Consider the following 13,871-nt stretch of genomic DNA (forward strand, 5'->3'; position numbering starts at 1 on the left):
GTTGATTGTCTTGGTCGCCGAGCTATCGAGAGATATGCACCGAACGCGCCCCCACTCCCGCGACTGTGGCTGAGGCCACGGGGGGGCTTGGCGCGGTCTACCATACTCCGACCGCCCGCCCCATCTTCGTCGGTCCCTTGCAGATGCCTCTTGGACGGCCTTCGATGGTCAGCCATCAGATAGGGGGCAGATTGGTCGCCGCGATTTCAGTTGGAGCCGAACTTCCGTATACGACCCAGGCTGTGTGGAAACTCGATGGTATTTCAATTCGGCGCGTGACCCTGCGACCGGCGGCGCGTTTGACTGCCTTTGCGACTATCACCGCGTCGCCGAGAAGATGCCCCCCTCTGATGCGTCCCAGGCGATTTAAGCGCTTTGTTTCAGGCCTACGGGGTGCTCATGCACCCACCAGCCGCATCGCCTTCATCGTCTTCTTAAAGCCCAGGATTCTTAGCACTCGCGTGAGGTTGTAGGCAAGTACGTTCAAGCTCATCTCGGTACCTACATTGGGCAGCCTGCGCGTCAGGAAGTGCGTGTAGCCCATCCAATGCTTGAACGTTCCAAAGACATGTTCGACGGTTCGCCTGCGCACGGTCATCGCATCCGGCGTCCTGTCGAGCCGGCGTTGGACCGCGTCCAGCACCGACTCATGTTCCCATCGGGTGATTCGGCGTTCTGTGCTTGGCGTGCATTGTGGTTTCATAGGGCACTGAGGGCAGGCACTGCTCCAGTAACGACGCAGTTGCATACCGTGTTCCTCCCGGGTTGAGCGATAAATTGCGCGTTCACCGGCGGGACATTGATATTCGTCGTCTCGCGCAATGTAGATGAAGTCGGCCCTGTCGAACCGGCCATGGTATTTCGCGCCTGATGTCGTGGGCTTCGGCAGCAAGACCGCAATCCCTGAATCCGCGCACGCCTTGATCTCCAGCCCACTGTAATAGCCACGATCGGCGACTGCTCGCAGTCTGGTCTTGCCCATCGCATCGCGCGCGGCTTTCGCAATAGGACTGAGCTGTGCCCGGTCGCTGCCAGAATTTGTGACCTCGTGAGCCACGATGAGGTGGTGCTTAGCGTCAACTGCCACCTGTACGTTGTAGCCCACCATGCCTGATCCTCTTCCGCTTGTCGCCATAGAACGGGCGTCTGGATCGGTCATCGAGAGTTGACCGTCAGGTTGCGTCTTGAGTTGCTCCCTGATCTGGTCGAGGTTTCGCATCTGCTCGCGCAAGCGTGCGATCTTGTCCTGCAATCGGCTCGTCTTTGCTTCCAGCTCAGCAGGTTGTGTACGATCGGCCGTCTCCAGCGCGTTCAAATACCGCTGGATGCTCTCCTCAATCTGCTTCTGGCGCTTTTCGACCTTGCCCTCCGTGAAGTTGCGATCGCGAGTGTTGACTGCCTTGAACTTGCTACCGTCAATAGCAACCAATGCTTGCGAGAAGAGCTTCAGATCACGGCACAGCACCACAAAGCGCCGACATACGTTGCGGATGCCTGCTCCGTTGTCACGACGGAAGTCCGCGATGGTCTTGAAGTCCGGCGCAAGGCGACCGGTGAGCCACATCAATTCAACATTGCGCTGGCATTCACGTTCCAGCTGCGTATTTCGGACGAACGTGACCGGCCGTTTCGGGATGGTGACCGGCGATTTCGGCAACGTGACCGGTCATTTCGGAAACGTGACCGAGCGGACCGGAAGGCAGGATTGGCGTTGCGCATGACATCAACCACGCGGGCTATGCTCGCCGGCTTTGGCCGGAGAGACGATGCCCGCGCACCGGATGAACATGCGCATGATCAAGGACGTTTTGCGACTTAAATTTGACGGCGGTTTCTCGCACGATCGGATCGCCGCATCACTGGGCATATCCAAGGGCGTGGTCACGAAGTACATCGGACTAGCCAGTGCCGCCGGGCTGGACTGGGCAAGCGCCTGCGATATGGATGAAGGCGAACTCGAGCGGCGGCTTCTCGGCAAGCCCACGGGGCCAGCAGCCTATGCCCAGCCCGACTATGGACGCATCCATCAGGAGCTGCGTCGCAAGGGCATGACGCTGACGTTGCTATGGGAGGAATACCAGGCTGAGTTCGCGGACCGGCAGACCTACCGCTATACGCAGTTCTGTGGGCACTACAAGGCGTTCACAAAACGCCTGAAGCGCTCGATGCGTCAGATTCATCGCGCCGGCGAGAAGCTGTTTGTCGACTTCGCCGGCCCCACGTTGCCACTGACGACTGGACGCCGCGCGCACATCTTCGTAGCGGCTATGGGCGCATCGAGTTACACGTTCGCATGTGCGACGCCGGCCGAGACGATGGAGGACTGGCTGGGCGGGATTGCTCGCGCGCTGACCTTCTATGGTGGTGTGCCGCAGTTGATCGTCCCGGATAACCCGCGTGCGATGATTGCCGATCCCGATCGCTATGAACCTCGCGCCGGCGACACTGTGCTGGACTTCGCGCGTCACTACGGCACATCATTCCTTCCTGCGCGCGTATATCGTCCGCAGGACAAACCGAAGGTAGAGGTTGCGGTCCAGGTGGTCGAACGCTGGATCATGGCGCGCCTACGTCATCACCGGTTTGACTCGGTCCACTCGGTCAATGAGGCGATCTGCCCGCTGCTCAGGAACCTGAATGAGAGGCCATTCCAGAAGCTGCCGGGATGTCGTGCCAGCGCGTTCGCCCAGCTGGACGCGCCGGCACTGCAGCCGCTGCCGGCACAGCCCTATGAGCTCGCGCGCTTCAAGACCGTGACGGTTCACATTGACTATCACGTCGAGATCAACAAACACCGCTACAGCGTGCCGCACGCGCTGGTCGGCCTCAAGCTCGATGCGCGTATCACGGCGGGCACTGTCGAACTGCTACATCGCGGTCGCCGCGTCGCCAGCCACGCACGTAACGATCGCGCAGGCAGCTATACCACTGTTGTCGAGCACATGCCTGCGGCACACCGCGCTCATCTGGAATGGACGCCGCAGCGGCTGATTCATTGGGGACAGCAGATCGGCGCGGCAACTGGCGCGCTCGTCACCCGGCTGCTGCAGGAGCAACGCCATCCGGAACACGGCTATCGGGCGTGCCTTGGATTGCTGTCGCTCTCACGTCGCTATGGCCGTGACCGTCTCGAAGCCGCCTGCGCGCTGGCGCTGGAACTGGGCGTACACCGTTACCGCCACGTGCGCGACATCCTGGTCAACAACCGCGACCGGGCGGCGGTGGCAACGCCTACCGACTGGACCAGCCCGAGCCACGCGCATGTACGCGGCCCCAGCTACTACCAATAAAGAAGACCACCATGATGATGCAACAGACACTGACGCAATTGCGCACCCTGAAGCTGGACGGCTTCGCTGACGGCCTGGAAGAACAATTGACGCAGCCCGGTGCGGCCAGCCTGAGCTTCGAGGAACGCCTGTCACTGCTGGTCGACCGGGAAGCCAGCTGGCGTGATGATCGCCGTCGTACCCGATTGCTCAAGCAGGCGCGCCTCAAATATCCGCAGGCCGCCATTGAGGATCTCGACACGCGCGCTGGCCGTGGCGTCGATCCGCGCTCGCTCACGAGCCTCGCACTCGGTGACTGGGTGCAAGCGGGCTACAGCCTGCTCATAAGCGGCCCAACTGGCGCGGGGAAATCGTGGCTCGCTTGCGCCCTGGCCCAATACGCTTGCCGGCGCGGGCATTCAGCCTTGTATCTGCGCGTGCCGCGACTTGGCGAGGAGCTTCGCGTTCTGCACGGCAACGGCGGCTTCACAAAATGGCTGCTGCAGGTTGCCCGCGTCGACGTGCTTCTACTGGACGATTGGGGAATGGCGCCCCTCGATGCGATGGTTCGAAACGATCTGCTCGAGATGATCGATGACCGCTCGGCGGGAAAGGCGACCATCGTCACCAGCCAGTTACCGATTGAGCACTGGCATGGATGGATCGGCGACGAGACTATCGCCGACGCAATGCTCGACCGCCTCATGCAGCGTCATCATCGGATCACGCTTACCGGTGAATCCCTCAGAAAGGCATCGCCAAAACCCAACGTCCTGGAGCCCGAACTCGACCAGAACTAACAAGGAAATCTACAATCAACACCGCGCAATGCCAAACCCCGCCGAATCGGTCACGTTCCCGAAATCGGCGGTCACGTTCGCCGAAATACGCACCAGCCGGCGGCTCGACTGAATCCGGTTCAGATAGCCGTAGATATAGATCTTCAATAGCACAGCAGGATGATAGGACGGGCGACCTGTCGTCGACGGCATTGCTCCATCGAAGCCCAGTGATGCAAGGTCAAGCTCTTCAACGAACGCCTCGATGATCCTGACCGGATTGTCCTCAGCAACGAAATCATCGAGGCATTCTGGAAGCAGTGTCACCTGCTTGCGATCTTCACCTTCTATAAATCGCTTCATCCGGTCACCCACGCTGAATGAGTCAATCCAGTTTAGGCGATCGCGGCGTTTTCACACAGGCTTATATGGACACCGCCCGGTTTGCCAGGTTGATCTTGTGTGATACGTGAACGAGGTATCGGCTGCGGTCTTATATGCGGCCTTTTGCAAGCCGAAGCTGCGGGCCCTGATGGAATACGCCAGGAACGTCCTCATCTCGACCACGTGCTTGAAGCACAAGACTGTGTTCAGGTTTGCGTTCCTGCGGTCCGACCTGTCTCGCCATCACATTGAAATCAACCCAAGCAACCTACCAGTTCCTCAACGCTTCAAAGTGCTCATCCTGCTATGCAGGTCTGTTGCTCACATGATGCGCTTCGTACGAAGTCCCGTGAGCGAGGATCGCCCAGGCGATTCTCGCCATTTTGTTCGCCAGGGCCACTGTTGCTACATTTGCTGGACGTCGCACCTGTATTGCCTCTTGCCATGCGGTTGGTACCTTGGTGTGACACAGAACAGAGCGCGCCCCATGTATCAGCAACGTACGCAAGTATGGGTCGCCACGTCTGGAGATCGAGCCCAGCCGTATCTTTCCGCCGGTACCATTCTGACGAGGAACAAGCCCCAGATACGCTGCGAACTCGCGCCCCGACCTGAATGTCTTCGCATCTCCAATTGTTGCGACTAAGGCCGTTGCAGTCAGGCGGCCGATGCCCGGCACTTCGGAGATCGCACGACATGCAGCTTCGTGTTTCTGCCAGGCGCCAATCCGCTTCTCGAGTTGATTGATGTCCTCCTCAAACAGGTTGATGCGACGCAGCTGTTCGAGAAGGTTAAGAAGTATCGATCGTGGCAGTGTGTCTTCGAGTTCTGCCATGCGCTCCCTGATCTCGTCGAGTCCTGCTACACGTCCTGCACGAAACGTAACGCCGAATTCATACAGCAACCCACGCAGCTGATTTATCTGCATTGTTCGAAACTTGACGAGCAACGAGCGCATACGATGAAGGCTTAGCATTACTTGCTGATCCTCTGTCTTGGCGGCAACCGTGCGCATACCGGGTTGCTGCACTGCAGTCCAGATCGCCCGGGCGTCCGCCGCATCAGTCTTGTTCGTTTGCACGAAAGGTCGAATGAATTGGGCGTGTAATAGCACGACCTCGTGTCCGAGCGCGCGAATCTTACGCGCCCACCAGTGAGCACTTCCGCAAGCTTCGAGGGCGACGCGACCGGCGGGGCGCCGCGCCAGAAATGCAATTAAATCGTCTCGTCCGAACTTCCGATTCGCGATCTCGCCAGTTTGGGCGTCGACCCAGTACAGCTGGAACACCCGTTTTGCAATGTCGAGTCCGTATGTCGTAGCATTCATCTGGGGCCTCCGTTCCTCAAGTGGTTGTGTCGCAGCTCCACTTTGGCACATCGATGCCGTTCGGTCCTGGAGGCCCTCAATCGTGCCCAATTCCCCGGAGGGAGGGCGGTGTCCATTCCATCTCGACCCGTTGCGGACCTTCAGATTTCCCCATAGCGGCCGTTTATCATTGGAGCAGTCGCCTTCTGAGATCAAACGATACGACAATGAACGCGCAAGAGTTCGACGAGGTGTTCGAAGAAACTGTAGTAAAGCGCCTGACGAACGAGGGCTTTCGCCGTCAAGGAAAGAGTCTGTACATGGTGGACGGGGTCTGCCAGTTTGGGTGGATACGTGGCAGTGGCAGGCTCTCCCAAGCGGGCATGCTGGCCCACGTCATCGTCTTCCGGCACAGCTTTCTGCGGGGCAAGTCTGGCGATATTCACACAAACGCACCGCGTGCGGCCGGAGACTACCCGTGGATATTGAGCGGGGAGGACTTGGTGGGTAGTTCGCGGAACGACTGGTGCTTTGATCCATCACGGCTAATGACGCCTCCATTCGGCAAGCTCAACTACACTGCGTTATCCGCTGACCAAGTTGCGGCCTTGATGGACGCTCGACGGGTAGCGCTGCTCAACTACGTTGCATGGGCCCGTGCGTTGAGCGTCGCCGAAGCACACGGTCAAGTCGCCAGGTATGCGAACGACTACTGGATTGCTCGTATGTGGGATGAGGACTATCGCGTGATCTTGAAGCGCTGATGGTCGATGCAGTTTGTCGATGATCCACAGAGTCGGGTTGGCCGACCGCTTCTGGCCGACCCTTGCCCGATGCGGTCGGCCATAAGCACCGTCTTGCAATCCAGCATCGCCTGGCCGAATTTCAGCTCAATGATGGTGCGCTGCACGACAGATCAGGTTGAGCAAGATTCAGAGCTTCGCCTGAATTGGGATGTCGGGGAAACACACCCTCCTTGCTCGGCCAGAGCAGTTGCACGCACGGAAATTCGTCACCCCCATAAAACCAACGATTCCATCCAAGATGATCTTGGTAGTGTTTCCTGTCTACGGGCAGGAGCAACGCATCCGAATTGGCATATATTGTCGATGTCAGCTCGCCAATGGGCGGCGGCGATCCGGTAGAGATCATCCGGTAGGTGTGCCAAAGGACATCGTGTGCAATGTTGGGTGGCATCGAGAATACACTGATCTCCGGGAACCCGTGTCCTATCCAGAAACCCGTTGTGAACGAGAACTCGGGATAGTTGGATTCCGCAAAAATCTGCGTGCGAAACCAACCATGCTGACGGATGCGTTGAACAAACCTTAGTTCTTCTTCGTCAAGCACCGAATCGGGTGCGTCTAGGGCAGTTGCAATGTCTGGTCGCATGGGTTGGGCTTCACTGTCGATCGACAGATTGTCGGCGATTTACGTACTGCGGTCGAGTGACCGAAAGTGCCGCCGACGCCGGTTCGAATTGAGCGTCGTCCTTCGTCGGAAGATTCAAATGCGCTCGTGCGGATTCAGTTCCAGCAGTTGGCGTGCTAGCCGACTGGTGATCACCGGGCCGCATTGGGCGCAGACTCCGTTATTGGTTGCCATGCCGCAGCAAGGACAAAACCATCCACCGAGATTGAACGGTGCCAACTTGCTAGATACAGCGGGAGCCTTCGACGCGAGCGTGTCAAATTGCTCTCGAATGGCGATGCTAAATAGTGAGCCCGACAACGAGCATCGGAGCTCTCCCCCGGTGGCTTCAACGAGCTGGGCGGAACAGTAGGGACAGTGCATAGGCTGGAGTGTGTCGGTCGGATTGATTGTTGACGATCGTGGGGGAGATGTCGAGCGTCTGAAATTGGCCGCGTACGGCCTCATGCGTCTTGCATCGTCACATCCGCAGGTGGTTGCGGACGACCGGCCCTAGGCGACCCCATTGAGACATTTGCATTGCTCATCAACGGCCATTCGATGTTTGGAACCATAAGCCATTATGGTGTAGCAGAAGCTATGCTGGCAGCCCGGGATTCAGGTTTCATCAAACTGGCTTGTGTGATAGCAAATTTGCCACGTCGGAAAACCGCTCCCGACAACGGTGTTCTGGAACCTAAGGGGCATGTCGGGCGCACGTTGACCGACCGGGATCTCGGCCAAAGTAATTCCTTGGATCAGCCGCTTTTGGATACCGTGCGCGATGACATCTTCAACAAAGCAAAGTATCCGGTCTGTCATCTCGTTGACCCATGCGGTTACCGGCGTTCCGTGGATCGTCGGTTCGCTGACAACAATACGACCGCCAACGTCAGCAACGGCAGCACTCTGAAGTGTCCAATCACCGTGGTCGAGATTGTTGCGGGTGTCTACCAAGCTATTCCCCCACTTACGCGCTTCACGCAAATAGTCTGCAAGCGCCGAGTCGGTCTTCTCGAGGTCGGCGAGACCCTGCTCATATTTGGACTGCTTCTGGTATAGGCAGCCAATATCGACGCTTAGTGTACGCGCCGCTTGCTGCATGCGGTCCTTGAAAGAGCGGGTCGCGCCGTTTAAGAATTCGCTGACCAAGCGACCGAGTTGCCGGTCCACATTTTCGGTAATGTGGATGCTCTGGTTCTTGCTCTCGACTATCGAGCCTTCGTCGATCTTTCGGGTGTGGTCCTTCCAAATTTTCGCCACATCTTTGGCTGCGTCGCGGATTTCCATCAGCGTCGTCATCAGGATTCGGTGCGCCTTAAGGAAAGGCTCCCGCTCCGCTCCCAACGCATCGGCCATCCTCATCTGGCCGTAGAAGATGCGCGCCATAAAGGGCGAGTTGGTCCCTTCGTCGGCGAACTTCTGTACGACGAACTGGTGATGGTTTTCCTTCACATCCAGTCCTCCGCGCTGCTGGATATTGCGCAGAAGCATCCCGTATTGACGCTCCTTAATCGGCATGACCGAGGAAATCTGCAGGTCGTCCCGAGTCACTTTCTGGATGTTTCGGAATGCCTCGTTGTCGATGACTCCTCCTAGGAAGACCAACATACCCTCGAGAGGTAGCTTGCCGCGAAGCAGAATGACACCGCCGTCTTGCCAGGGGATGAAGCACATCGCGCCAAGCTGCTCTTTGGCACCCCGCGAGAACAGTGCAACCGATTTTGGCGGGAGCGCCCTATCGTTGTAGCATTCGCGCGGCACCGGGCAGAGCTGTCCGGCGAGATTGTACTGGTAGCCGGTCCACGTTATGCCTTGGCGCGGTACGTCATCCAGGACGGTCATATACTCTGGAGGAACATTTCTAGGTGACCATCTAACAAGATGTCCAAGCACCATATGCATGGCTAGGTTGAAGGTCCCGGTCCAGCTCGCCGAAATCAGGAGAAGCGCGTAAATGGGGAACTGGGTCTTGCGGGATGCGCCTGGAGAAGGCGGCAGCAGCAAGCCAGTGATGGACTTGTCTCCAACAAATTGCGCCACGTAGGCGATTTGCCCCTTTGTGGCAATTACTACCGCGTCGGGCCAATGGTCCGATGGCGTGCGCGCATTCAGCCGTTCGAGTTCGGCGGCTAGATCCTCAAGGGGCACCGTGGTGTCCACAGCGAAAATCACGCCCAGAGTCGGCTCAACTGCCTGATTTCCGGGGGCCGGCGCGGTCTTGGTAAGGGCCTTCGCCGCAGCCACTCTGGAATAGGCTGCTGCGAGACCATTCAGCTCCAACGTGTGCGTCACATCGAAGGCGACCGCCACGGATTCCGCCGGCAGTACGGCTTGGCCAACGTCGGCACCGACCAGCTGGCCGCCGAGACAAATCAAAGCCGAAAGTGGCTGTGTTCTGCGCCCTTCAGAATCGGTAACGATGCCGGTCTCAATCCGATACGGTGTCGGGACGAATTGCCGTAATTGCGCCAACAATGTAGCGCCGAGCTGATCAGCGGGAGCCCCGATGACGGCTTCGCCAGCGACGCGAATAACGTCTCCCAAGGAAGGCACTCGATACTCCTCAATTGGCTACATCCAAGAGGTGAATTTCAGCAACAGCATCGTTGACAGCGTTATTCCTCGACGCATTGTCGACGATTTGCACACACGTGTCGAAGGACCGCTTGTGGCCGTACACGATCAGATGCCGAACCTTCGGCGGTAGCCCGCCGCCACCTTCGTTCGTCAGCAGTCAACGCCTTAATGCATGTTTTCCTCGTTGGACTCTGCACTGTAGCTCTTGCGCGCGTTCCCGTAGCTGTTGTCGAACGGCTTGATACCTAACATATGCGCACGGCTGCAAAAACCGCTCAAAACCACTATCCCGAAACCCGACACGAAGCCGGCCATCCTTGCCCATCGAGGTAACAAGTCGATCGCCAAGCTACCTCCGAAGACTGCCAGCCCAATTACGAACAAGGCCATACGCAACCAACGGGAGAAATTTCCATCTTCAATCAAAGTCATTTTTGCCCCGCTCGAGTTTCACCGCAACCTCAGAGAGGCATACCGGACAGGCGTTCGCGATCCCAGATGGATGCGACGGCAATTAGTGAAGTACCGCTGCCGCGCCGCAACACTTTTTAAATTTCTTGCCGCTTCCGCAAGGACACGGATCATTACGTCCAATTTTCGGCGACGCGCGCTGGATAGTCGTAGCCAAATGCCGTTCATGAACTGCCTTTCGGTAGGGCAGCCAATACCGGTAAATCGCGGCGACGGCAGCAGGAATTGCTTTCGCCAACTCCTCCCGCTGAGCTGGCCACCGCGTCAACTCCGCATCCTCTTGCGACACATCATTAGCGCCTAGCAGATAGATGGAACGCATCCAGGCTTGTCGCGCATCCTCAAAGAGTGGCTGCCAATCCTGTTGTGACAGTTCGATGCCTTGCATGAAACCGTGGGCCCAAGCTTCACCATCGACGTATGCGCGAGGATCGTCCGGATAGGTCGTCTCATGGAACATTGGCTCAAAAGCATCGGCGTCGGCCTGCAGACTCCAGATAATGCCGTTGTAATGACGCAAGATGAGATCAAGAATGTGTTGCGCCTGTTCGCTCGTTTCGAAATGCGGCGCCTCGTCCGCAGCCGAGCCCCATATCCCGGGCAGCCACTGGCTCGGCTGCAAAGCAGAAGGTCCCACGACAAGGGCCGTCAGGTATCCGTCGAGCATATCGAGCATCATCGCTTCATCGGACACAACGTCTGACATGAGAAACTGATCAAGCTCGTCCAGTTCCTCATCGGACAGCGGAGCCATCATTCGCATGGTGTCAGAGGCACACATATCACGATTACGGATAAGAAAACACAATTCTACATCCCTGTCGCCGGAGCGTCCGTTTCGGCCGTGAGCACACGTGCGTGCTGATAGCGCTACCGCGAAACTTCCCTCCCCTGCATGTACTTTTCACGATCCGCGACATTTTACGCGTCGTGTAACAGCTCGTCATACAGCCTGAGCGCTGTTCTTGTGAGCCGTAGTTCTCATGTGAGGACACAGCTCGCCACAGATTGTTCGTGCTCGCACCGGATACACGGTGCGTGCCGGCGATGACGTTGCCGGACGTGTTGTCAAACTTTGAATTAGCGTCAGTTAAATCTTTCGGCGGAATGTTGCGTTTAGCACCGCAGGATTGATCTCTCTATCCGTTAAGCCGAACCTCGCCATGCGCCGGCGGCCGCCCAGCTGCGGATCTGTTTACCAAACGGCTCTGCCGTCGACACACAGGCGTGTGGCGAGCCAGCGATCACGGCGTCATCCGGCAATGGCTGGGCGGGATCGAGCCATCCCCGCACCTCGGCCTGGCGCTGCATAGTCGTCAGCTTCTTGCGTCCCATCAAGCTGGCACGAGCGATGTCGCGGTCGGAATCGCCCTGCCGCATGCGGACAAGGACTTGGTGGTACTCGAACAATAACGAACCTCCTGTTGGCCATGGACGCTCCGTTCAAATAGAACGGAGTGTACCGACTTGGAAAGTTCGAATCGCGCTCTAGCCCGATGCTCCTGGCGTCTATGTGCCGCCCTCAGGTGGCGTCTCTATGCCGCCTTCGAAATTGCTCTATAGTGCCGTACAGTGACACCCGCCAACGCACAACTCGGCTCATGTCCATGGACGCACAACGCACTCGCGATGAGAGCAAGCTACCGCTCGTAACAGCCTCAAGGACTCGCTACACTCGTGAGGTGTACGGCGGCTTGTCTGCTGTCGCGATCTGTTCTGGCTTTGCTGGCTGCCAGCACCGGCGACATCGCTCGGAGGTTTTGGTTTTACGCTCAGCCGTTTCAACCCTTTCGATGAACGGGTGTATCCTCAAGCTCTGCATCGTAGAGGCCCATACGCTCGGATGCTTCGACCATTTGATCGAGCCCTTTTTTCCGCGCGGCTTTTGACTTTTCTTTGTAAGCCGATACGATCGCTCGCGGTATCCTGCGTTGGCCATCCCGTGCTTGGTAGGCACCAACCAGCTCGCCAGCTTCGATCAGTTCATCGACGAATTTGAGCGAAACGTGTAGAAGCTTCGCCGCCTCTTCCGTTGAGACGTCCCCAGCTCGGCTCGCTTGCTCAACCATGTTCCCTCCTCCTATCTCGATGGCGCGATGAACATCCCCCCGGGCACGACGATACGCCCGAGCTCTGCGTGGTGAGCAGAGACAAGCGTCGATTCTGCCATACGAAAACGCAACGATGTTGCTATCGACTGACCGTCTGCTCGGCTACTCCAACGACATGCAACGCAAGGCGTTCCTGCGCGAGCAGCGGCCCACTTAACCGAACGGCTTTCGTTCCGTTTGCCATTCACCGCTTGCACGAATGCGTGATACTCCGCCGCTTACGGCATCGCTCACGGCATTCTCAGGCGGCCCCCTTCACGGCTTTTCTGGTGACGCTTCCGCTGGAAGCAACGGCGGGGACCCGAGCGAGCCCTTGAACTGGCCAATCCGTTCGCCATAGGCACGGCGAAGGCAATCAAGGTCTCCATCGCACATATTGCGTGCCATGACCCAACCTGATTCGGACCGGGCTAGGGCTTTGGGATCCGAAATCGTCTTGAGAGCCGACTGATACAACTCCGCGAGCTCTACGTCCATTGCTGCGAGCCCGGGATCTTCACAGATGGCAATCTCGTCGTCGTGTGTGGCTTTCGTGCAATCGAAGCTCGTTGCGTAAGTAGGTTTCGAGGGTGACGCAGCACCCGCCGATGTAGCGCCGCTCGTTTCGGAAGCCGCCTCCTCTGCCGTTGAGACTTCACTCGCAGGCACCGTTTGCATCGCCGTCTCCGAGGCCGCCGGACCGCTCTGCGGGATCGAGGCGCTGTTGATTTCGGATGCTGGTTTTGAAATCGCGGCGCCGCTCGCGTCAGCGGTACTCGCAACAACAGGTTCCGCCGATGAGGAAGGGCTAGAGGAACCGCCACCGGACCGGGACGTTGCCCAGACTATTGCGCCCAAGACCAGGATGGCTACCAGCACGACCGGGCCGCATCCGGATGAAGAGCGCTCAGGCGGTCGCACGACTTCAATATTTCGACTGCTGCATCGCGGACAGCGAATGGAGAGGTGCTTTCCACGTGGATACCACGTGTACGCACAGGCATTACATTGATTTTGCGGGCGCAAACTCATGATCGGACGGTATTTTTACGAAATCTGCGAGAACTCAATGATGGGAAAACGTTGCGTCGCTGCCCTCGGAATTGGAAGGCCTAACGATGTCGTCTGGACCGGCAGATTCATCGCCCGGTGCGTTCGCTACTGTCGGCTTCGCAACAGCGACCTGGTCGACAGCACCGGTAGCGGCCACCGTTCCCCCTGACGCCGCGTCTGCCCCGCCTCCAAGGACTCGCGGAGCGGGAGGGGTAATATCGCTCAGTGCAGGACTGTGGGAAAGTTGAGGCGTTGACGCGTCGTTCGTCGACTGGGTCGATACGTCGAGTGAAGGCGTCGTGGCAGATGAGCCGTTGTGAGTGCCTGGATGGCCACCCATTGCGAACATAAGAAACAATGAGCCCAGCGCGCCGATTATTCCAAGTCCTGCAATCTTCGTTTTGCTGCTTCCGCATTTCGGACATCGAGTGGACAAATTAGTCCCACGCGGATACCAGGTCTTACCGCAATTCGCGCATCGGTTTAATGGGCGCTTTGTGTTGCGTGTTGCCGCCGCCATTCTGCCCTC

General features: G+C 58.0%; 10 protein-coding genes and 2 pseudogenes. 3 read left to right on the top strand and 9 right to left on the bottom strand.

Features of this window, described 5'->3' with window-relative positions:
- Window positions 1-397: 397 nt before the first annotated feature.
- Window positions 398-1,600 (bottom strand): annotated as a pseudogene (locus C2L65_RS35795) (IS1182 family transposase); the annotation flags it as partial.
- A 166-nt stretch (window positions 1,601-1,766) separates the two neighbouring features.
- Here C2L65_RS35795 and istA point away from each other — a divergent pair.
- Both istA and istB read left to right on the top strand, forming a co-directional pair.
- Complete coding sequence (istA, locus tag C2L65_RS35800; protein WP_042317358.1) at window positions 1,767-3,290, top strand: IS21 family transposase; 1,524 nt, start codon at window positions 1,767-1,769, stop codon at window positions 3,288-3,290.
- Window positions 3,291-3,301: 11 nt separating this feature from the next.
- Window positions 3,302-4,069, top strand: coding sequence for an IS21-like element helper ATPase IstB (istB, locus tag C2L65_RS35805; protein ID WP_042317356.1), 768 nt, complete (start codon window positions 3,302-3,304; stop codon window positions 4,067-4,069).
- A gap of 87 nt (window positions 4,070-4,156) precedes the next feature.
- Here the strand turns inward: istB and C2L65_RS35810 are convergent.
- Window positions 4,157-4,411: pseudogene (locus tag C2L65_RS35810) on the bottom strand (transposase); the annotation flags it as partial.
- A gap of 325 nt (window positions 4,412-4,736) precedes the next feature.
- Complete coding sequence (locus C2L65_RS35815) at window positions 4,737-5,759, bottom strand: IS110 family RNA-guided transposase (RefSeq protein WP_042317392.1); 1,023 nt, start codon at window positions 5,757-5,759, stop codon at window positions 4,737-4,739.
- Between the two features lie 206 nt (window positions 5,760-5,965).
- On the opposite strand from C2L65_RS35815, the gene C2L65_RS35820 reads away from it, so the two are divergent.
- The gene (locus C2L65_RS35820; protein ID WP_042304776.1) at window positions 5,966-6,502 is read left to right on the top strand and encodes a hypothetical protein; all 537 of its coding nucleotides are present in this window, start codon (window positions 5,966-5,968) and stop codon (window positions 6,500-6,502) included.
- A 121-nt stretch (window positions 6,503-6,623) separates the two neighbouring features.
- On the opposite strand, the gene C2L65_RS35825 is transcribed toward C2L65_RS35820, so the two are convergent.
- The 6 genes from C2L65_RS35825 to C2L65_RS35850 all read right to left on the bottom strand — a co-directional run bounded on the left by C2L65_RS35825 (window position 6,624) and on the right by C2L65_RS35850 (window position 12,268).
- Entirely contained in the window at window positions 6,624-7,130 is a 507-nt protein-coding gene (locus C2L65_RS35825) for a DUF4262 domain-containing protein (protein ID WP_081920740.1), read from the bottom strand.
- A 636-nt stretch (window positions 7,131-7,766) separates the two neighbouring features.
- Window positions 7,767-9,695: a DUF6602 domain-containing protein gene (locus C2L65_RS35830; RefSeq protein WP_042304777.1), complete on the bottom strand. Its 1,929-nt coding sequence runs from the start codon at window positions 9,693-9,695 to the stop codon at window positions 7,767-7,769.
- A gap of 198 nt (window positions 9,696-9,893) precedes the next feature.
- Window positions 9,894-10,160 carry a hypothetical protein gene (locus C2L65_RS35835; protein WP_042304778.1) on the bottom strand — a complete coding sequence of 89 codons (267 nt, stop codon included), beginning with the start codon at window positions 10,158-10,160 and terminating at the stop codon, window positions 9,894-9,896.
- An 82-nt stretch (window positions 10,161-10,242) separates the two neighbouring features.
- Complete coding sequence (locus tag C2L65_RS35840) at window positions 10,243-10,956, bottom strand: UPF0149 family protein (RefSeq protein WP_103254632.1); 714 nt, start codon at window positions 10,954-10,956, stop codon at window positions 10,243-10,245.
- A gap of 389 nt (window positions 10,957-11,345) precedes the next feature.
- On the bottom strand, window positions 11,346-11,609 hold the full coding sequence (locus C2L65_RS35845; protein ID WP_042304779.1) for a hypothetical protein: 264 nt from the start codon (window positions 11,607-11,609) through the stop codon (window positions 11,346-11,348).
- Between the two features lie 371 nt (window positions 11,610-11,980).
- A complete protein-coding gene (locus C2L65_RS35850; RefSeq protein ID WP_042304780.1) occupies window positions 11,981-12,268 on the bottom strand; it encodes a helix-turn-helix domain-containing protein in 288 nt (95 codons plus the stop codon).
- Between the last annotated feature and the right edge of the window lie 1,603 nt (window positions 12,269-13,871).

It is taken from the genome of Paraburkholderia terrae (genome assembly GCF_002902925.1).
Classification (GTDB): domain Bacteria; phylum Pseudomonadota; class Gammaproteobacteria; order Burkholderiales; family Burkholderiaceae; genus Paraburkholderia; species Paraburkholderia terrae.

Coding starts and splice junctions, on each gene's coding strand:
- istA (WP_042317358.1), top strand. CDS start 1,767: ATGCCCGCGCACCGGATGAACATGCGCATGATCAAGGACGTTTTGCGA.
- istB (WP_042317356.1), top strand. CDS start 3,302: ATGATGATGCAACAGACACTGACGCAATTGCGCACCCTGAAGCTGGAC.
- C2L65_RS35815 (WP_042317392.1), bottom strand. CDS start 5,759: ATGAATGCTACGACATACGGACTCGACATTGCAAAACGGGTGTTCCAG.
- C2L65_RS35820 (WP_042304776.1), top strand. CDS start 5,966: ATGAACGCGCAAGAGTTCGACGAGGTGTTCGAAGAAACTGTAGTAAAG.
- C2L65_RS35825 (WP_081920740.1), bottom strand. CDS start 7,130: ATGCGACCAGACATTGCAACTGCCCTAGACGCACCCGATTCGGTGCTT.
- C2L65_RS35835 (WP_042304778.1), bottom strand. CDS start 10,160: ATGACTTTGATTGAAGATGGAAATTTCTCCCGTTGGTTGCGTATGGCC.
- C2L65_RS35840 (WP_103254632.1), bottom strand. CDS start 10,956: ATGATGGCTCCGCTGTCCGATGAGGAACTGGACGAGCTTGATCAGTTT.
- C2L65_RS35850 (WP_042304780.1), bottom strand. CDS start 12,268: ATGGTTGAGCAAGCGAGCCGAGCTGGGGACGTCTCAACGGAAGAGGCG.